At 72.7% G+C, this 22,249-nt stretch carries 3 protein-coding genes; all 3 read right to left on the bottom strand.

What is annotated here, in order from left to right; genetic code table 11:
• Window positions 1-7,965: a type I polyketide synthase gene (locus tag OG550_RS28000; protein WP_442906085.1), complete on the bottom strand. Its 7,965-nt coding sequence runs from the start codon at window positions 7,963-7,965 to the stop codon at window positions 1-3.
• Between the two features lie 116 nt (window positions 7,966-8,081).
• A complete protein-coding gene (locus OG550_RS27995) occupies window positions 8,082-13,118 on the bottom strand; it encodes a type I polyketide synthase (RefSeq protein WP_327682112.1) in 5,037 nt (1,678 codons plus the stop codon).
• Between the two features lie 48 nt (window positions 13,119-13,166).
• Window positions 13,167-21,812 (bottom strand): type I polyketide synthase, encoded by an 8,646-nt coding sequence (locus OG550_RS27990; protein WP_442906084.1) that lies wholly within the window; start codon window positions 21,810-21,812, stop codon window positions 13,167-13,169.
• Between the last annotated feature and the right edge of the window lie 437 nt (window positions 21,813-22,249).

Below are 22,249 nucleotides of genomic sequence, written 5' to 3'. Positions count from 1 at the left end.
TCAGGAGATGCCGAACTCGCTTCCGAGGAGGTCGAAGATCTCGTCGTCCGATGCCGATTCGAGCTGATCGGCGACGGAGGCACCGGCCGGCGCACCGCCCTTCCACTTCGCTAGGAGAACCTCCAGGCGACCCGTGATCCTGGCCCGCGTGGTCTCGTCCGACGCCGCGGCCGCGAGGCGCGCCTCCAGCTGGTCGATCTCCGAGAACTCCGCGTCGGACGGGTCGGTCCCGTCGCCGCCGAGCTCCTCCCGCAGGTAGGCGACCACGTCCTCCGCCGTCGGGTAGTCGAAGACCATCGTGGCCGGCAGCCGACAGCCGGTCGCGGCGTTCAGGCCGTTGCGCAGGTCGACCGCGGCGAGCGAGTCGAAGCCGAGCTCCTGGAACGTCTTGGTCGCGTCCACCGACTCCGCCGAGGTGTGGCCCAGCACCTTCGCCATCTCGGCCCCGACCAGTTCCGCCAGCACCCGGTCGCGCTCCGCCGGGGGCAGGCCGCTCAACCGCTGGGCCAGCACCGGTCCGCCGTCCGCCGACCGGTCCGCCCCGGTCCGCCCCTCGGCTTCCGCGAGCAGCTGCCGCACCTCGGGGAGACCGCCCAGCAGCGGGCTGGGCCGGACGGAGGTGAAGGCCGCGGTGAAGCGGTCCCAGGCCACGTCCGCGACGGTCACCGTCCGGTCGCCGTGGTCCAGCGCGTACTGCAGGGCGCCGATCGCGAGCTCCGGGTCCAGGCCGGGCACGCCGCGACGGCTCATCTGCTCGCCGGGTTCGCCGCCGCCCATGCCGTCCCCGGCCCAGGGGCCCCAGGCGACGGCCGTGGCCGCCAGCCCGCGGGCCCTGCGCTGCTCGGCCAGCCCGTCCAGGAAGGCGTTGGCCGCCGAGTAGGCGCCCTGGTGGCCGCTGCCCCAGGTGGCCGCGATCGAGGAGAACAGCACGAAGGCGTCCAGCGGGGTGTCACCGAGGAGGGCGTCCAGGTTGGCGGCTCCGCGGGCCTTCGCAGCCAGGACGTCCGCGACGCCGTCGAGATCGGCCGCCTCCAGCGACGTCGGGTCACCGACCCCGGCGGTGTGGATGACGGCGGTCAGCGGGTACTGCTCCGGGATCCCGGCCAGCACCCCCGCCAACGCCTCACGATCAGCCACATCACACGCCACGACCGTCACCTCCACCCCCGCACCCGACAACTCCGCCACCAACTCCGCCACACCCGGCGCAGCCCCACCCCGACGGCTCGTCAGCACCAGATGCTCCGCCCCCGCACGCGCCAACCACCGCGCCACATGCGAACCCAGCGCACCCGTACCACCCGTCACCAACACCGAACCCGACGCCCGCCACGACGACCCACCACCCGAACCCGCCGAACCGGCCGAACCCGCCCGCACCAGACGACGCCCGAACACCCCCGACGCCCGCACCGCCACCTGATCCTCACCCGAAGACCCCGCCAACACCCCACACAACCGCTCCCACACCCGCCCCTCCAACACCCCCGGCAGATCCACCACACCACCCCACCGCCCCGGATGCTCCAAACCCACCACCCGACCCAGACCCCACACCATCGCCTGCACCGGACTCGACACCACATCCACCGAACCCACCCCCACAGCACCCCGCGTCACACACCACAACGGCGCCTCCACCCCCGCATCCCCCAACCCCTGCACCAACACCAACGAACCCCCCAACCCCACCGGCACACACCCCGACTCCCCCTCCGCCAAAGCCAACAACGACACCACACCCCGCACCCCACCACCCACCGACGACACAACCCCACCCAACGCCCCCGCAACCCCCACCCGATCCAGAACATCCCCCACAACCACCCGAACCACCCGAGCACCACCCACCGTCAACGCAGCCTCGACACCATCCGCCGCCTCCCCCGCACCCGACACCGGCACCACCAGCACCCACACACCCGCGACGTCCCGGTCGGCACCCTCCACCTCATTCAGCGCCTGCCACGAAACCCGGTAACGCAACGACTCCACCGACTGCTGCCGCCGATGCGACGTCAGCCACTGCGAAAGCGCCGGCATCACCTCACCCAGCACCTCACCGTCAACCCGCAGGTCCGCCGCCAACGACGCCACGTCCCCACGCTCGACCGCATCCCAGAACACCGCATCCACCGCGCCACCGGTCCCCGCCGACACACTCGGCACCGACTCCTCCAGCCAGTACCGCCGACGCTGGAACGCATACGTCGGCAGATCCACCCGCCGCGCACCCTGGCCGTCGAACAGCCGCGACCAGTCCACGGCCACGCCGTTCACGAACGCCTCCGCGACGCCCTGCACCAGCGCCAACGGCTCCGGACGATCACGACGCTGAACAGCCACACAGACGACGCCGTCACTGTCCTCCAGAGTGTCCGCGGCCATCGCCGTCAGCACACCGTCCGGACCCACCTCCACGAACGCCCGCGCGCCCGCCCCATACAGAGCCCGCACACCCTCGTGGAACAGCACCGCCTCCCGCACATGCCGCACCCAGTACCCAGGCTCACACAACACATCCGACGCCAACTCACCCGTCAGATTCGAGACCACGGGAATCCGCGGCACCCCGAACTCCACACCCTCCAGAACCCGACCGAACTCCTCCAACATCGGATCCATCAACGGCGAATGGAACGCATGGCTGACGTTCAACTCACGCGTCTTGCAACCCTCCGCAACCAGCGCGGCAGACACCTCCGCCACAGCGTCGGCCTCACCCGAGACCACCACCGACCGCGGACCGTTCACCGCCGCAACCGCAACCCGACCCCCGACGGAAGCCAGCACCGCCTCCACCCGCGCGAGCTCCGCACGCACCGACACCATCGCCCCACCCGCCGGCAACGCCTGCATCAACCGACCACGCGCCGCCACCACCACACACGCGTCCCGCAACGAGAACACCCCCGCCACGAACGCCGCGACCACCTCACCCACCGAATGACCCGCCACGAACCCCGCGGCCACACCCCAGCTCTCCAACAGCCGGAACAACGCCACCTCGAACGCGAACAGACCGGCCTGCGTGAACACCGTCCGATCCAACAGACCACCGGCATCCGCGAACATCACCTCACGCACACCCGACACACCCGCAGCCGCCAACTCACCCGCCAGACAAACGTCCAGCTCACCACACACCTCGTCCAACGCCGCCGCGAACACCGGATACACCCCGTACAACCCGCGGCCCATCCCCGCACGCTGCGCACCCTGACCCGAGAACAACACCGCCACCCGACCACCACCCGCGACACCCGCGACACCACCACCGGCCGCCAGCGCCTCCAGACCAGCCAACGCCTCCGCCCGATCACGCGCCACCACCACACCACGGTGCTCCAACACCGCACGCGACGAAACCAACGACGAAGCCACATCGACATCACGCAGGCCATCACGCTCACCGACAAACGACACCAACCGCCCAGCCTGCGCAGCCAACGCCCCAGCAGACTTCGCCGACACCACCCACGGCACCACCGGCAACGACGGCTCGACGACCTCCTCGACAGGCTCCTCCACCGGTGCCTGCTCCAGAATCGTGTGCGCGTTCGTCCCGCTCACACCGAACGACGACACCGCAGCACGACGCGGCCCGTCACCCGGCACCCACTCCCGCGCGTCGGTGAGCAGCTCCACGGCGCCCGCCGACCAGTCCACGTGCGGAGTCGGCTCGTCCACGTGCAGGGTGCGCGGCAGCACACCGTGCCGCATCGCCATCACCATCTTGATCACACCCGCGACACCCGCAGCAGCCTGGGTGTGGCCGATGTTCGACTTCAACGAACCCAGCCACAAAGGCCGTTCGGCCGTGTGCTCCCGACCGTAGGTCGCCAAAAGCGCCTGCGCCTCGATCGGGTCACCCAGCTTCGTGCCCGTCCCGTGCGCCTCCACCACGTCCACCTGGGCAGCCGTCAGACGCGCGTTGGCCAAAGCCTGCCGGATCACCCGCTGCTGCGACGGACCGTTCGGCGCCGTCAGACCGTTCGACGCACCGTCCTGATTCACCGCCGTACCCCGCACCACCGCCAGCACCGGATGCCCGTGACGCCGCGCATCCGACAACCGCTCCACCAACAGCACACCCACACCCTCGGCCCAACCGGTGCCGTCCGCCGCAGCGGCGAACGACTTGCACCGACCGTCCGCCGCCAGACCACGCTGACGACTGAACTCCAGGAATGCCGCCGGGCTGGACATCACGGTCACGCCACCGGCCAACGCCAGGGTGCACTCGCCCTGCCGCAGCGCCTGCGCGGCCAGGTGCAGCGCCACCAGCGACGACGAACACGCCGTGTCCACCGTCACCGCCGGCCCCTCCAACCCCAGCGTGTACGAGACACGACCGGACAGCACACTGCCCGCGTTTCCCAGCCCCAGGTACCCGGCGACCTCCTCCGGTGCCTCGTGCAGACGGGGACCGTAGTCGAGGGAGGCGACACCGGCGAATACACCGGTCCGACTTCCCCGCAGCGTCGACGGGTTGATCCCGGCCGTCTCCAGAGCCTCCCACGAGGTCTCCAGCAGCAGCCGCTGCTGCGGATCCATCGCCACGGCTTCACGCGGCGAGATCCCGAAGAACCCCGCGTCGAACTCCGGGGCATCGTGCAGGAACCCACCTTCGCGGGTGTAGGACTTGCCCTCCACTCCCGGTTCGGGGTCGTACAGGTCCTCGGCCCACCCGCGGTCGAGCGGGAACGTCGAGATCCCGTCCCGGCCCTCGGCCACCACCCGCCACAGGTCCTCCGGAGAGCCCACACCCCCGGGGAACCGGCAGCTCATGCCGATGATCGCGATCGGCTCATCGGTGACACCACCGGTCGGATCGGTCACCTGCAAACCGCTCTCCGAGCCGGTCACCAGGCCGTGCAGGTGCTCGGCGAGCGCAGCCGGCGTCGGGTAGTCGAAGACCAGGCTGGTCGGCAGGTCCAGCGAGGTCGCCGACTTGAGACGGTTGCGGAGCTCGACTGCGGTCAGCGAGTCGAAGCCCAGTTCCTTGAAGGCTCGATCGGTCTGGACCGCGTCGGTCGACACGTGCCCCAGGACCTCGCTCGTCTGGACCTGGACGAGGTCGAGCAGCACCGAAAGCCGCTCGTCGTCACCACGGCCGGCCAGGGTGCGGGCCAGGGAATCCGAGGCCGTGCCCGTGGAGGTACGGCCCTGTGTCCGGGTAGCCGTCCACAGCATGTCGTGTCCGCTGGCGGTTCCCGTCGACAGCCAGTAGCGCTCGCGCTGGAAGGCGTACGTCGGCAGGTCCACCCGCCGGGCGCCCTGGCCGTCGAACAGCCGCGACCAGTCGACGGCCACGCCGTTCACGAACGCCTCCGCGACGCCCTGCACCAGCGCCAACGGCTCCGGACGATCACGACGCTGAACAGCCACGCACACGACACCGTCACTGTCCTCCAGAGTGTCGGCCGCCATCGCCGTCAGCACACCGTCCGGACCCACCTCCACGAACGCCCGCGCCCCCGCCCCATACAGAGCCCGCACACCCTCGTGGAACAGCACCGCCTCCCGCACATGCCGCACCCAGTACCCAGGCTCACACAACACATCCGACGCCAACTCACCCGTCAGATTCGAGACCACGGGAATCCGCGGCACCCCGAACTCCACACCCTCCAGAACCCGACCGAACTCCTCCAACATCGGATCCATCAACGGCGAATGGAACGCATGGCTCACATTCAACTCACGCGTCTTGCAACCCTCCGCCACCAGCACCGCAGACACCTCCGCCACAGCGTCGGCCTCACCCGAGACCACCACCGACCGCGGACCGTTCACCGCCGCAACCGCAACCCGACCCCCGACGGAAGCCAGCACCTCCTCCACCCGCGCGAGCTCCGCACGCACCGACACCATCGCCCCACCCGCCGGCAACGCCTCCATCAACCGACCACGCGCCGCCACCACCACACACGCGTCCCGCAACGAGAACACCCCCGCCACGAACGCCGCAACCACCTCACCCACCGAATGACCCGCCACAAACCCCGCGGCCACACCCCAACTCTCCAACAGCCGGAACAACGCCACCTCGAACGCGAACAGACCGGCCTGCGTGAACACCGTCCGATCCAACAGACCACCGGCATCCGCGAACATCACCTCACGCACACCACCCGACACACCCGCAGCCGCCAACTCACCCGCCAGACACACATCCAGCTCACCACACACCTCGTCCAACGCAGCCGCGAACACCGGATACACCCCATACAACCCACGACCCATCCCCGCACGCTGCGCACCCTGACCCGAGAACAACACCGCCACCCGACCACCACCCGCGACACCCGCGACACCACCACCCGCCGCCAGCGCCTCCAGACCCGCCAACGCCTCCGCCCGATCACGCGCCACCACCACACCACGGTGCTCCAACACCGCACGCGACGAAACCAACGAGAACCCGGCATCCACCAACGACACGTCCGGACGACCACCGGCAAAAGCCGCCAACCTCCCAGCCTGCGCCCGCAGAGCACCCTCGGTCTTCGCCGAGAAGACCCACGGCACCACCGGCAACGACGACGGCTCGACGACCTCCGCGACAGGCTCCTCCACCGGAGCCTGCTCCAGGATCACGTGCGCGTTCGTCCCGCTCACACCGAACGACGAGACCGCCGCCCGCCGAAGCTCGTCACCCGGCACCCACTCCCGCGCGTCGGTGAGCAGCTCCACGGCGCCCGCCGACCAGTCCACGTGCGGCGTCGGCTCGTCCACGTGCAGGGTGCGCGGCAGCACACCGTGCCGCATCGCCATCACCATCTTGATCACACCCGCGACACCCGCAGCCGCCTGCGTATGCCCGATGTTCGACTTCAACGAACCCAGCCACAGCGGGCGTTCGACACCGCGGCCCTGTCCGTAGGTTTCGAGCAGCGCCTGCGCCTCGATCGGGTCACCCAGCTTCGTGCCCGTCCCGTGCGCCTCCACCACATCCACCTGAGCCGCCGTCAGACGCGCACTCTCCAACGCCTGCCGGATCACCCGCTGCTGCGACGGACCGTTCGGCGCCGTCAGACCGTTCGACGCACCGTCCTGATTCACCGCCGAACCCCGCACCACCGCCAGCACCGGATGCCCGTGACGACGCGCGTCCGACAACCGCTCCACCAGCAGCACGCCCACACCCTCGGACCACGTGGTGCCGTCCGCGGCGGCCGCGAAGGACTTGCACCGACCGTCCGCGGCCAACCCCCGCTGCCGGCTGAACTCGATGAAGCCACCGGGCGTGGCCATCACCGCCACACCACCGGCCAACGCCAGGGTGCACTCGTCCTGCCGGAGCGCCTGCGCGGCCAGGTGGAGCGCCACCAGCGACGACGAACACGCGGTGTCCACCGTCACCGCCGGCCCCTCCAGACCCAGCGTGTACGAGATACGACCCGACGCGACGCTGCCCGCGTTGCCCGTCAGCAGATGGCCCTCGATCTCCGGGGGCGCGTCGTGCAGTGGCGGGCCGTAGTCGTGGTAGGCCACGCCGGCGAAGACACCGGTCCGGCTGCCGCGCAGCGAGGACGGGTCGATGCCAGCCCGCTCGAACGCCTCCCAGGACGCCTCCAGCAGCAGCCGCTGCTGCGGGTCCATCGTGGTCGCTTCCCGGGGCGAGATCTCGAAGAAGCCCGCGTCGAACTCGGCGGCGTCGTGGAGGAAGCCGCCCTCACGGGTGTAGGACTTCCCCGCCCGCTCCGGGTCCGGGTCGTAGAGGTCCTCGGCCCAGCCGCGGTCCGTGGGGAATCCGCCGATGGCGTCCCGGCCGTCCGCCACGAGTTGCCAGAGCTCTTCCGGGGAGCCCACGCCGCCGGGGAACCGGCAGCTCATGCCGACGATCGCGATCGGCTCCTGGTCCTTCTCCTCCAGCTCCCGGACACGCCGGCGGGACTCCCGCAGATCGGCGGTCGCTCGCTTGAGGTAGTCGAGGAGCTTTTCCTCGTTCGCCACCAACGTCAGCTCCTTAGAAGGCCGTGTGGAAGATCGCGTGGGGTGTGCCGGAGAAGGGGAGGTGAGGGGGTGGGGGCTGCCACGGCCGGCCGGTCACTCGGCCGTGGATCCGTCCGGGCTCACCTCACGTCGAGTTCCTGGTCCAGCACGTCGAAGAGCTCCTCCGCGGTGACGTTCTCCAGGTCGAGGCCCGAGTCGAAGGCGTCCTGCTCCGGCTCGTGCCGTGCGGTCCAGGTCGAGAGCAGGGCGCGCAGCCTTGCGGTGATCTCCACGCGCTGGGTGTCCTCGGGCGTGGCCAGTTCGGCCAGCGAACGTTCCAGCTGGTCCAGTTGCCCGGTCACCGGAAGGCTGCGGCGGGGGGCCCGGCCCTCACCGATCCGCCGCCACAGCTGGCGGGCGAGCGCGGCCGGGGTGGGGTGGTCGAACACCACCGTGACCGGCAGCCGCAGGCCCGTCGCCGCGTTGAGGCGGTTGCGCAGGTCCACGGCGCTCAGCGAGTCGAAGCCCAGGTCCCGGAAGGCACGGCCCGAGTCGACGGACTCGGCGGAGGCGTGTCCGAGTGCCTGGGCGACCTGGGTCGCCACCAGCTGGACGAGGAACTCCTCCGCCTCCCCGTCGCCCAGCGTCTCCAGCCGCTGGGCCAGGAAGGCCGCGTCGCTCTCCGTCCGGTTTCCGGCCGCCTCGGTGCGGGCGCGGAGCTCCCGGGCTTCGGGCAGGTCGCCGAGCAGGGGGCTGGGCCGTACCGCGGCCAGGGCGGTGAGCAGTCGCGGCCAGGTGACGTCGGCGACGACGGTGCTCTCCCGGCCGCCTGCCAGCGCCTGCTGGAAAGCGGTGCCGGCCGTCGGCACGGCCAGCGCGTTGACGCCGAGAGCCAGCAGGCGCTCGTCCGCTGCACAGTCCGGCGCGGCGGCCCCTCCGTCCCCGGCGTCGGCGGCGAGCGGGCCGTAGGCCAGCGACGTCGCGGCGAGCTGCCGCGCCCGACGCTGCTCGACCAGCGTGTCGGCGAAGGCGCTCGCGGCCAGTCGGCCGGCCTGGCGTGCACCGCCGATGACTCCGGGGAGCGAGCCGAGCAGGACGAACGCCGAGAGTCCCTGCTCCTGTGCCAGCTCGCTCAGGTTGGTCACGGCGGAGGTCTGCGCGTGGACGGCAGCCGCCAGACGGGTCGGGTCGAGGGCGTCGAGCGGCTCGTCGTCCCAGGCGGCCACCGTGTGCACGACCGCGGTCAGCGGCTGCTCGGCGGGCAGCCGTGCCAGCGCCTCCCGGAGGGCGGGCCCGTCGGTCGCGGCGCTGCCGAGCACGGTGACCCTGCTGCCGAGTGCGCCGAGCTCCGCCTGCAGCTCCGTCGCGGTCCGGAGGTCGGGCTCGCCGGGCTCGCCGGGCTCGGTCGGCCGGGTGGGTGCGGTGGGCAGCAGCAGGAGGTGTTCGGCGCCGGCCCGGGCCAGCCAGCGGGCGGCGTGGGTACCGAGGGCGTTGTCGGCGCCGCTGATCAGTACCGTGCCGTGCGGCCGCAGGGGCGTGGCGGGCTCGGTGTCGTCGAGAGGCGCGTGGTCGAGGCGCCGGGCCAGGATCCCGGAACGCCGTATCGCGATCTGGTCCTCGTGGCCGAGTCCGGCGAGCACCGCGCACAGCCGCCTCAGCACCTGCCCGTCCGGGCTCTCGGGCAGGTCGACGAGGCCGCCCCAGCGGTCGGGGTGTTCCAGCGCGGCGGCCCGGCCGAGTCCCCACACCAGGCCCTGGACGGGGTCGGGCGTGCGGCGGGGTTCCCCGGCGCCGACGGCGCCGCTGGTCACGCACCACAGCGGGGAACGGACCCGGGCGTCCCCGAGGGCCTGGATCAGGGTGGTGGTCCCGCTGACCACGGCATGTGCGGACCGGCCGTCCGGGTCGGCGGTCTCGTCCAGGGTGAGCAGGGAGACCACGCCGGACGGCTCGCCGGACGCCGGTTCGGCGGCGAGCAGGTCGCGCAGGCGCGCGGCAAGGACGTGCCGGTCGTCGACGCCGGGGTTCACCTCGGCGGTGACGACGTGCGCTCCGTGGTCGCGCAGTGCCCGGAGGCAGGCGGCGAGCCGGCCGGCCGGCCGTTCGGCCTCCGCGGTGCCGTTCGCGCCCGCGGGCACCGCCACCAGCCAGGTGCCGGACAGCGTCACCGGCTGCGCGGCGCCCGGCTCGTCGAGCGGCCGCCAGGTGATCCGGTAGCGCGCCGCATCGGCCTGGGCCTGCTCCCGGCGGCTGCGGTGCCAGCTGGACAGCGACGGGAGCAGCACGGCGAGCGAGGCACGCTGTTCCTCCCCGGCCGGGTCCAGTCGCAGGGCGCCGGCCAGGGCCGGCAGGTCCTCGCGGGCCACGATCTCCCAGAAGTCGCCGTCCAGCGGCTCCCCGCCGGCGGTGGCGCTCGACTGCGGGGCGGCGGTGTTCAGCCAGTAGCGCTGGTGCTGGAAGGCGTAGGTGGGCAGGTCGACGCGGCGGGCGCCCCGTCCGCCGAACACCGCCGGCCAGTCCACCGCCAGTCCACGACCGAAGGCCTCGCCGAGCGACAACAGGAACCGTTCCAGTCCTCCCTCGTCCCGGCGCAGCGTGCCGACCGCCGCCGCGGTGGGGTGGCCGAGCGCTTCGACGGTCGACTCGATGCTCATCGTCGTCACCGGGTGGGGGCTGCACTCCACGAAGGTGTCGAAGCCGTCCGCCAGGAGTGCGTGGACGGCGCCCTCGAACTCCACCGGAGAACGGGCGTTGTCGAACCAGTACTCCGTTCCCAGCTCGGTACCCGCCACCACGCCGCCGCGGGCCGTCGAGTAGAACGGCACCGTGCCCGCCTGCGGGTGGACGCCGGCGAACGCCTCCAGCAGCCGCCCGCGCAGGGGATCGACCTGCGCGCAGTGCGAGGCCACCGACGAGGCCACGACCCGCGCCCGGACTCCCTCCCGCGCGCACAGCGCCACCAGTTCCTCCAGCGCCGCGACGTCACCGGCCGCCGTCACCGCACGCGGGCCGCTGCGCCCCGCCAGCGACAGCCGACCCTCGAACGCCCCCAGCCGTTCCTCCAGCCAGGACGCCGGGGCCTGCACCGACGCCACCGCGCCACGGCCCACCAGCTCGTCCGCGAACATCTGCGAGCGCACGACCATGATCCGCACCGCGTCGTCGAGGGACAACGCCCCGGCCACGTACGCCGCCGCGACCTCGCCCTGCGAGCTGCCGACCACGGCGGCCGGCTCGACGCCCTGGGCACGCCACAGGGCTGCCAGTCCGACCATCACGGAGAACAGGACGGGCTGGAGGACCTCGATGCGGTCCGGGTCCGGAGCCCCCGGAGCCTGGCGCAGCACCTCCAGCACCGACCAGCCCGTGAGCTCCGCCACGGCCGCGTCGCAGGCCGCCACCTCGGCGGCGAACACCTCGGACTCCGCCAGCAGTCCCGCTGCCATTCCGGCCCACTGCGAGCCCTGGCCCGGGAACACGAACACGGTCCGCCCGGTGGTCCTGACCTCGCCGGTCACGGACTGAGGGGTGGGCAGCCCGGCGGCGAGGGCGCGCAGTTCCCCTCCGGCCCGAACGGTGTCGCCGGCCACGACGACGGCGCGGTGTCCGAGCAGTGCCCGGGTGGTGGCCAGGGAGCGGGCCGTGTCGCGCGGGTCGGCGTCGGGGTTGGCCTCCAGGAAGGCGGCCAGGCTGCCGGCCTGGGCGCGCAGGGCCGCCGGGGACTTGCCGGAGACGATCCAGGGCAGGACGCCGCCGGACCCGGTGTCCGCGTCGTCCCCGGTGTCCGGTGCCGGCGGTGCCTCCTCCAGGATCAGGTGGGCGTTGGTGCCTCCGATGCCGAAGGAGGAGACGCCGGCGCGGCGCGGCTCGTCGCGCCGCGGCCAGCTCACCGGTTCGGTCAGCAGCGCCACCGCACCCGTCGACCACTCCACGTGCGGGGTCGCCTCGTCCACGTGCAGGGTGCGCGGCAGCACGCCGTGCCGCATCGCCATCACCATCTTGATCACACCGGCCACACCGGCGGCCGCCTGGGTGTGACCGATGTTCGACTTCACCGAGCCCAGCCACAGCGGCCGGTCCGCGGGACGGTTGCCGCCGTAGGTGGCCATCAGGGCCTGTGCCTCGATCGGATCGCCCAGTTTGGTGCCCGTCCCGTGCGCCTCCACGGCGTCGACCTGGTGGTCCTCCAGACGGGCGGCGTCCAGTGCCTGGCGGATGACCCGTTCCTGGGACGGCCCGTTGGGCGCGGTCAGGCCGTTGCTGGCACCGTCCTGGTTGACGGCGCTGCCGCGCAGGACGGCCAGCACCGGGTGTCCGTGGCGCCGGGCGTCGGAGAGCCGCTCCAGCAGCAGCACGCCGACCCCCTCGGAGAAGCCGGTGCCGTCGGCGGCGGCCGCGAAGGACCGGCAGCGGCCGTCGGGGGACAGGACGCCCTGGCGGCTGAAGTCCGTGAAGAGCAGGGGGGTGGACATGACGGTCACCCCGCCGGCCAGGGCCAGGTCGCACTCGCCCTGCCGCAGCGACTGGCCGGCGACGTGCAGGGCGACCAGCGACGAGGAACAGGCGGTGTCCACGGTCATCGCCGGGCCTTCGAGGCCGAAGGTGTACGAGATGCGGCCGGAGGTGACCCCTCCGGCGGCACCGGTCGACAGATGGCCCTCGACGCCGTCGGGCAGGTCGCGCAGGTCCGTCCCGTAGTCGTGCTGCATCGCTCCGACGAAGACTCCGGTGCGGCTGCCGCGTACCGAGGACGGCACGATGCCCGCCCGCTCGAACACCTCCCAGCAGGTTTCCAGCAGCAGCCGCTGGTGCGGGTCCATGGCGAGCGCTTCGCGCGGTGCGATGCCGAAGAGGTCGGCGTCGAACCGGTCGGCGTCGTGCAGGAATCCGCCCTCGCGGGCGTAGGACTTGCCGGCCGCGCGGGGATCGGGGTCGTAGAGGCCGGCCAGGTCCCAGCCACGGCCGGCCGGGAACTCGGTGATGGCGTCGGTGCCGTCGGCGACCAGGCGCCACAGGTCCTCGGGGGACCGCACCCCACCGGGGTAGCGGCAGCTCATCGCCACGACCGCGATCGGTTCGTGCTTCTCCTCCTGGAGCTCCCGCAGGTTCTGGCGGCTCTGGTGCAGTTCGGCGGTGACCCACCGCAGGTGGTCGAGGAGCTGCTCTTCACTCGCCATGGAACACCAATCCCTGGAAACCGATCGAACGTGGGCGGCGCCGAGCCGTCATGAGGACCGCCCCAGCTCGTTGTTGATGAATGCGAAGATCTCGTCGGCGGAGGCGGCCTGGAGCTTCTCGCCGACCGCGGCGGGTTCCGGGGCCGCGCCCTCCCGCCCACCGGCCAGCTTCGTCAGCAGGGTCTCCAGGCGGGCGGTGACCTTGGTGCGCAGACCGTCGTCGGCGCCGATCGCCGCGAGAGCGCCCTCCAGGCGGTCGAGCTCGTCCAAGGGCGAGCCGTCCGCCGTCGCCGCCTGCTGGACCAGCCGTGCGTACAGGTGCTCGCTGAGCAGGGCGGGTGTCGGGAAGTCGAAGACGAGGGTCGCCGACAGGCGCAGGTCGGTGGCCGCGCCGAGCCTGTTGCGGAACTCCACGGCGGTGAGCGAGTCGAAGCCGAGCTCCTTGAACGTCTGCTCGGCCCGGGCCGCGCCCGGCGTCCGGTGCCCCAGCACGCCGGCCAGCTGGCCCTGGACCACATCGAGCAGCAGGCGCCTGCGGTCCTCGTCGGCCAGCGGCCGCAGCTGCTCCGCCAGGCTCCGGGGCCGCGCGGCCACGCCGGTGCGGGCCTGCCGCGCGGGGCGCCGCACGAGTCGCCGGAAGAGACCCGGTCCGCCGTCCGAACCGCCCTCGGCCCGGGCGAGGGCCGCGCCGTCCAGCCGGACGAGCAGGTGCAGCGGCTGGTCGACGGCCCGGGCGAGGTCGAACAGTGCCAGTGCCTGCTGTGTGGGGAGCGGTGTGACTCCCCGGCGGGCGAGGCGGTCCACGTCGCCGTCGGCCATGGCCCCGGTCATGCCGCTGGCCTCCTCCCACAGTCCCCAGGCCAGCGAGGTCGCGGGCAGCCCGTGGGCCCGCCGGTGCCGGGCCAGGGCGTCGAGGAACGCGTTGGCGGCCGCGTAGTTCGCCTGCCCCGGATTGCCGAACGTCGCCGCGATGGACGAGAAGAGGACGAAGAACCGCAGGTCCAGCGTGGCCGTCAGCTCGTGCAGGTGTGCCGCCGCGTCCGCCTTGGGACGCAGGACACGGGACAGCCGGTTCGGGTCCAGGGACTCGATGATCCCGTCGTCCAGCACTCCTGCGGCGTGCACGACGCCGGTCAGCGGGTGCTCGGCAGCGATGGTGTCGAGCAACGACGCCAGCTGGGCGCGGTCCTCCACGTCGCAGGCGGCCACGGTGACCCGGGCACCCAGCTCGGTGAGCTCGGCCACCAGGGCCGCCGCGTGCTCGGCGCGCGGGCCGCGGCGGCTGGCCAGCACGAGGTGGCGGACGCCGTGGGCGGCCACCAGGTGCCGGGCGAGCAGGCGGCCCAGAGCGCCGGTGCCGCCGGTGATCAGGACGGTTCCCTCGGGATCGGCCGGCTGGGCGACGGCGTCCGCGGGGGCCGGGGTCCGGGTGAGGACCGGGACGAGGACGGCACCTTCGCGGATCGCCAGCTGGGGTTCGCCGGACGGCAGGACCGCGGGCAGCGCGAGGGCGGAGACCTCCCGGTCGTCGAGATCGGCCAGCACGAAGCGGCCGGGGTTCTCGCTCTGCGCCGAGCGGACCAGGCCCCACGCGGTCGCCGCGGCCAGGTCGGCGACGTCGTCACCGCTCTCGGTGGCGACCGCGCCCCGGGTGACCAGCACGAGTGGCGTGGTCGCCAGCGCCGGTTCGGCCAGCCAGCCGCGCAGCACGTCCAGGACTCGACGGGCTGTCGCGTGGACGGTGTCCGCCAGGCCGCCGTCCGCGGAGTCGGCGGCCACCGGCAGGGCCACGACGTCGGGCGCGGGCGCGCCGGCCGCGAGGTCCGCGAGCAGCGCCGCCAGGTCCGGGTGCGAGGTGACCAGCGCGCCGGCCGCTTGCAGGCCGGCGCCCAGCTTGGTGTCGTCCGCGCCCAGCACCGTCCACACGCCGACGGTCCCGGGCGCGGTCCCGGGCGCGTCGGACGCGATCCACTCGACGCCGAACATGGCGTCGCGGTCGGCGCCCCGGCCGGTGCCGAGCTGCGCCGCATCGACCCGCCGCATCACCAGGGAGTCCGCCGTCAGCACGGGCCGGCCCGCTTCGTCGGTGGCCTCCACGGAGATCGCCTCGGGCCCGGCCGCGGCGATGCGCACCCGTAGCGCGGCGGCGCCCCGGGCGTGCAGCGAGACGCCGGACCAGGAGAACGGCAACCGTCCCCGCGCGGTGCCGCCGTCGGAACCGCGGACCGGGTCCGAGTCGGGGAAGAACGCTCCGAGCTGCGCAGTCTGCAGTGCCGCGTCCAGCAGCGCCGGGTGAAGGCCGAACGCGCCGGCCTCGTCGACCTGCTCGGGCGACAGCCGCACCTCGGCCAGCACGTCGCCGCCGTGGCGCCAGGCGGCGGCCACTCCCTGGAAGGCCGGGCCGTACTCGTACCCGTCCAGCGCCACCCGGTCGTAGAAGTCGGCCAGTTCGACCGCGACGGCGTCGGTCGGCGGCCACTGTCCGCCGACCGGCTCCCCGGTGGGCCGCACGGGGGCGCCCTGGGCGAGCGTCCCGGTGGCGTGGCAGGTCCACGGGTGTGAGGCGGAGCCGCCGTCCGGCCTGGCGTACAGGCTCAGCGGGCGGCGTCCGCTCTCGTCCGGGGCGCCCACCACCACCTGCAGGGCTGTGCCGCCCTGCTCGGGAAGGAGCAGCGGTGCCGAGAGGGTCAGCTCCTCCACCAGCTCGCAGCCGACGCGCTCACCGGCCCGGGCGGCCAGTTCGACGAAGGCCGTCCCGGGCAGCAGGACGGTTCCCAGCACCGCGTGGTCCGCCAGCCAGGGGTGGGTGTGGAGCGACAGCCGGCCGGTGAACAGGTGCTCGTCGGTGGCGGCGATGGTCACCTCGGCACCCAGCAGCGGATGTTCGGCCACTTCCAGGCCGAGGCCTGCGGCGGCCCCGCTCACCGGGCCCGCGGCCGGGCCGTTCCACCAGTAGCGCTCACGCTGGAACGCGTACGTCGGCAGGTCCACCCGCCGCGCGCCCTGCCCGTCGAACACCCGCGACCAGTCGACCGCCACACCCCCCGCCCACGCCTGCGCGAACGAGGCCAGCAACCGCTCCGGACCACCCTCATCCCGACGCAACGACCCCACCACCACCGACGACGAGAACCCCAACGCCTCCGCCGTCTCCTCCACCCCCACCGTCAACACCGGATGCGCACTCACCTCCACGAACGCACCGAAACCCTCCCCCAACAAAGCCCCCACAGCCTTCTCGAACTCCACCGTGCACCGCAGATTCCGGAACCAGTAATCCGCCCCCAGATCACCCGCCGCCACATCCACCCAACCACCATGCACCGACGACAGGAACGGAACCCGAGGCACCAACGGCACCACCGACCCCAACACCTCCGCCAACTCCTCCCGCAACACCTCCACATGCCCCGTATGCGACGCATAATCCACCGGAACCCGCCGCACCCTCACACCCCGCGACTCCCACACCCCCACCAACTCATCCAACGCCCCCGCATCCCCCGCCACCACCACCGACGACGGCCCGTTCACCGCCGCCACCTCCACCCGACCCGACCACGACCCCAACTCCCCCACCACCACCGACACCGGCAACCCCACCGACACCATCCCCCCACGACCCGCCAACCGCCCACCGATCGCCCGCGACCGCAACGCCACCACCCGCGCACCATCCACCAACGACAACCCACCCGCCACCACCGCAGCCGCGATCTCCCCCTGCGAATGCCCCACCACCGCCGACGGCACCACACCCACCGACTCCCACACCGCCGCCAACGACACCATCACCGCCCACAACACCGGCTGCACCACATCCACCCGCGACAACAACCCCTCATCACCCAACACACACAACAAATCCCACTCCACAAACGGCTCCAACGCCGCCGCACACTCCGCCATCCGCCCCGCGAACACCGGCGAACACTCCAACAACCCCGCCGCCATCCCCACCCACTGCGACCCCTGACCCGGGAACACGAACACCACACCCGAGCCAGAACCAGAACCCGTCACACCACGCACCACACCAGCCGCACCCTCACCGGCCGCCAGCGCCTCCAGACCGCTGACCACACCCGCCCGGTCACCCGCGACCACCACACCACGGTGCTCCAACACCGCACGACCACTCACCAACGACGAAGCCACATCGACATCACGCAGGTCATCACGCTCACCGACGAACGCCGCCAACCGCTCCGCCTGCCCCGACAACGCACCCTCGGACCGCCCCGACACCACGAACGGCACCACCGGCAACGACGAGAACACACCCAACCCGCCCCCGCCGGCACCATCAACCCCGGTCGGCTCGTCGGCCGGGTCCGCCACCACCGGCTCCCCGGCCGGAGCCTGCTCCAGGATCACGTGCGCATTCGTCCCACTCACACCGAACGACGACACACCCGCCCGACGCGGACTCCCCGTCTCCGGCCACTCCACCGATTCCGTCAGCAACTCCACCGCACCCGCCGACCAGTCCACGTGCGGCGTCGGCTCGTCCACGTGCAGCGTCCGCGGCAGCACACCGTGCCGCATCGCCATCACCATCTTGATCACACCCGCCACTCCGGCGGCGTACTGGGTGTGACCGATGTTCGACTTCAACGAGCCCAACCACAACGGCTGTTCCGGCAGCCGCTCCTGGCCGTACGTGGCCAGCAGCGCCTGCGCCTCGATCGGGTCGCCCAGCGTGGTGCCCGTCCCGTGCGCCTCCACCACGTCGACCTCGGCGGCCGCGATCCGCGCATCGGCCAGCGCCTCACGGATCACCCGTTGCTGCGACGGACCGTTCGGCGCCGTCAGACCGTTCGACGCACCGTCCTGATTCACCGCACTGCCCCGCACCACCGCCAGCACCGGATGCCCGTTGCGACGCGCATCCGACAACCGCTCCACCAGCAGCACACCCACACCCTCGCCCCAGCCGGTGCCGTCCGCCGCAGCGGCGAACGACTTGCACCGACCGTCGACGGCCAGGCCACGCTGCCGACTGAACTCCACGAACATGCCGGGGCCGGCCATCACCGTCACACCACCCGCCAGCGCCATGGTGCACTCGCCCTGCCGCAGGGCCCGCACCGCCAGGTGCAGCGCCACCAGCGACGACGAACACGCCGTGTCCACCGTCACCGCCGGCCCCTCCAGGCCGAACGAGTAGGAGATGCGACCCGAGGCGACACTGGCGGAGCTACCGGTGAGGACGTAGCCCTGGAGGGTGGACTCCTCGTGCATGCGGGGTCCGTAGTCCATCGCCGTGGCGCCGACGAACACGCCGGTCCGGCTACCGCGTAGCGAGTCCGGGTCGATCCCGGCCGTCTCCAGCGCCTCCCAGGACGTCTCCAGCAGCAGCCGCTGCTGCGGGTCCATCGCCAGCGCCTCACGCGGCGAGATCCCGAAGAAGGCCGCGTCGAAGTCGCCCGCGTCGTGCAGGAAAGCGCCCTCGCGGGTGTAGGAACGGGCGGTGCGCGCGGGGTCGGGGTCATACAGGCCCTCGATGTCCCAACCGCGGTCCAGCGGCCAGCCCGAGACGGTGTCCCGGCCTGCGGCCAGCAGCTCCCACAGGTCCTCAGGCGTGTCGACGCCACCGGGAAGGCGGCAGCTCATGCCGACGATCGCGATCGGCTCGTCGGCCGCCGCGCGGTCCGTCGGCCCGGTCGGGGCGGCGGACGAGCCGTGTTCCCGGGCGTGCAGGTGGCCGGCCAGGACTGCGGGTGTCGGGTGGTCGAAGAGCAGCGTGGCGGGCAGGGTCCGTCCGACGGCCGTGCCGAGGCGGTTGCGCAGTTCGACCGACATGAAGGAGTCGAAGCCGAGCTCCTTGAAGGTCAGCCGGCTGTCCACAGCGTCGGGCCCGTCGTGGCCGAGGATGACGGCGGCGTGGGCGCGTACCAGTCGGAGCAGGCGCTGTTCGTCGAGTACCGGGGCCTCCGCGGCGCCGGTGTGCCCGGTGCCCGCCGCGACCCCGTCCGTGCCGCCGACGGCCGGCGCCACCGCGTGTTCCGGCGCATCGTCCAGCCAGTACGTGCGGCGCTGGAAGGCGTAGCCGGGCAGGTCCACCGGACGGGCCCCGCCGAAGACCGCGCGCCAGTCCAGGTCCGCGCCCCGGACGGCCAGTTCGGCGAGCGAGGCGAGCACCCGGCCCAGCGAGCCGTCGTCCCGTCGGGTCGAGGGGACGACGACGACCGGCTGACCGGACTCCTCGACGGTCTCCTGAACGCCCATGGCCAGCACCGGGTGCGGGCTGATCTCGACGAAGGCGCGGTGCCCCTGCTCCAGCAGTGCCCGAGTGGCCCGCTCGAACTGCACCGTGTGACGCAGGTTGGTGTACCAGTACTCCGCGTCCGCCTCGCCCGGCTCCAGCGCGCGGCCGGTGACGGTGGACAGCATAGGGATCCGGGCGGCCCGCGCCTCGATCGGGGCGAGGTCGGTCGACAGCCGCTCGCGGATGGCCTCCACGTGGGCCGAGTGCGACGCGTAGTCCACCGGGATCCGGCGGGCCCGGACGCCCTGCCCGGACAGCAGGGCGACGAACCGGTCGATCGACTCCGAGTCGCCGGAGACCACGGTCGAGCGCGGACCGTTGACCGCCGCCACTGCCAGGAGGTCGCCGAACTCGGCCAGCACCGGCTGCAGTTCGGCCACGCCGAGGGCGGCGGAGGCCATTCCGCCCAGTCCGGCGATCTCGGTCAGGGCCCGGCTACGCAGCGCCACCACCCGAGCCGCGTCGGCCAGCGACAAGGCGCCGGCGACGCAGGCGGCCGCGATCTCGCCCTGGCTGTGCCCGACCACCGCGGCGGGCCGGACGCCCAGGGACTGCCAGAGGTCGGCGAGCGAGACCATGACCGCGAAGAGGACGGGCTGCACCACGTCGACCCGCTCCAGGGAGGGCGCCCCGGGCGCACCGCCGAGCACGTCGAGCAGTGACCAGTCGACGTGGGGGCGCAGGGCGTCCTCGCACTCGCGCATCCGCTCGGTGAACACCTCGGAGGACGCCAGGAGTTCGGTGGCCATGCCGGCCCATTGCGAGCCCTGGCCGGGGAAGACGAACACCGTCCCGCCCCGGGCGTCGGCCTGTCCGGTGGCCAGGCCCGCGCGGATCTCACCCGCAGCCAGTGCACCGAGCCCGGCGCGCAGCTCCACCGGGTCGGCCGCCAGCACCACGGCGCGGTGCCGGAAGGCGGTTCGGGTGGCCGCCAGGGAGTAGCCGACGTCGGCCAACTCGTCATTCCGGTCTTCGAGTCGTCGGATCAGCCGGTCGGCCTGGGCGCGCAGGGCCGGCTCCGTACGGCCGCTGAGGAGGAAGGGCAGCGGGCCGCCCGGCCGGGCCTCGGCGGGCGCGGGCCGGGGCGTCGGCCCGGTCGCGGCGGGCGCCTCGGACACCAGGAGGTGGCAGTTGGTCCCGCCCACGCCGAAGGAGCTGACCCCGGCGACCAGCGGGCGGCCCGGGTCGGGCCAGTCGTCCAGGCGTTCCTGCACGCTCAACCGCAGCTCGGCCAACGGGATCGCGGGGTTCGGGGTGGCGTAGTTGAGGCTGGGCGGCAGCTTCCGGTACCGGACGGCCAGCACGGCCTTCAGCAGGCCCACGATCCCGGCCGCACCCTCCAGGTGGCCGACATTGGTCTTCACCGAGCCGACGGCCAGCGGCGCCGTCCGGCCGGCCGCCTGCCCGTAGACGGCGCCGAGCGCCGCAGCCTCGACGGGGTCGCCCACCTTGGTTCCGGTGCCGTGCAGTTCCACGTACCCGACCTCGGCCGGGTCGGTGCCGGCTTGCCGGCACGCCTCGGCCAGCGCCGTCCGCTGCGCGGCCGGGTTGGGCACGGTCAGGCCCTCGCCGCCGCCGTCGTTGTTGACGGCGCCGCCACGGATCACCGCCAGCACGTGGTCGCCGTCCTCCAGCGCCCGCCGGTAGGACTTGAGCACCACCAGGGCGGCGCCCTCCCCGCGCACGAAGCCGTTGGCCCGGGCGTCGAAGGTGAAGCAGCGGCCGTCGGGGGAGAGACCGCCGAACCGGGCGGCGACCAGGGCGCTCTCGGGTGCCAGGTTCAGGTGCACACCGCCCGCCAGCGCCAGGCCGGACTCCCCCTTGCGCAGGCTCTCGCAGGCCAGTTGGACCGCGACGAGCGACGAGGACTGGCCGGTGTCCACCACCAGGCTAGGGCCCTGGAGGCCCAGGACATAGGAGATGCGGTTGGCGATGATGCCGCGGTGCAGGCCGGTCATGCTGTGATGGCCGACCACCTCACCGCCGCGCCGGTACGACAGGGCGGCGTAGTCGTCCCGGATCGCCCCGGCGAAGACGCCGACCTGCTCCGAACGCAGCCGTTCCGGGACGATCCCGGCGTGCTCCAGCGCTTCCCAGGCCAGCTCCAGCATCAGGCGCTGCTGCGGGTCCATGGCCGCGGCCTCGCGGGGCGAGATGTCGAAGAAGGCGGCGTCGAACTCGCCCGGGCTCTCCAGGAACGCGCCGAACTCGGCTCCGGGGGTGGGCTGTTCACCGTCGTGGCCCTGCAGTGCGGCGAGGCGGTCCGCCGGCAGCCGTCCGACGCTGCCGGCGCCGTCACTCAACAGCCGCCACAGCGCGTCCGGGCCGTCCGCGCCGGGCAGCCGACACGACATCCCGATGACGGCGATCCAGTTGTCCTGCTGTGCCGACGTCGCCTCACCGGCAACACGGGACTCGCTCAATTCAGCCACACTCCGCAGACGGACAAGGAAATGTGACGGTCGCTCGGATGAGCCCCCGCCCTGCTGCACACTGCTGCCGCTTACATCGCATCGCCCGCACGTGAAGGCCGCGCGGAGAACTGCACCCACCGCCGACACACTCGGGGCGGGCACCGCACCGACGGACCCGCGTCCCGACCCCCCGGCACGCGCCCGATACGACCGGACGTGCACGTCACATCACGTGTGCGGGCATGGTCGATCGACCCCGGGGAGAGAGGAGGAGAATTCGCCCCGATCGTATACAAAGGTCTTGGACCTACGAAGCCGTCCCGTTCACGGATGATCTGGGCGAACTTCGGCCATTGGCACGCGAATCGGACGTCCGGCGCTAAGCGCGCGACGGCCCACTACAGGATGAGCGACATCCCCGACCGGGAACGCCGCGGTACGGTTCT

Source organism: Kitasatospora sp. NBC_00458, from assembly GCF_036013975.1.
Taxonomy (GTDB): Bacteria; Actinomycetota; Actinomycetes; order Streptomycetales; family Streptomycetaceae; genus Kitasatospora.
Note: the sequence above shows the minus strand (reverse complement) of the source record. Positions and strands in the feature narration are given on the sequence as shown.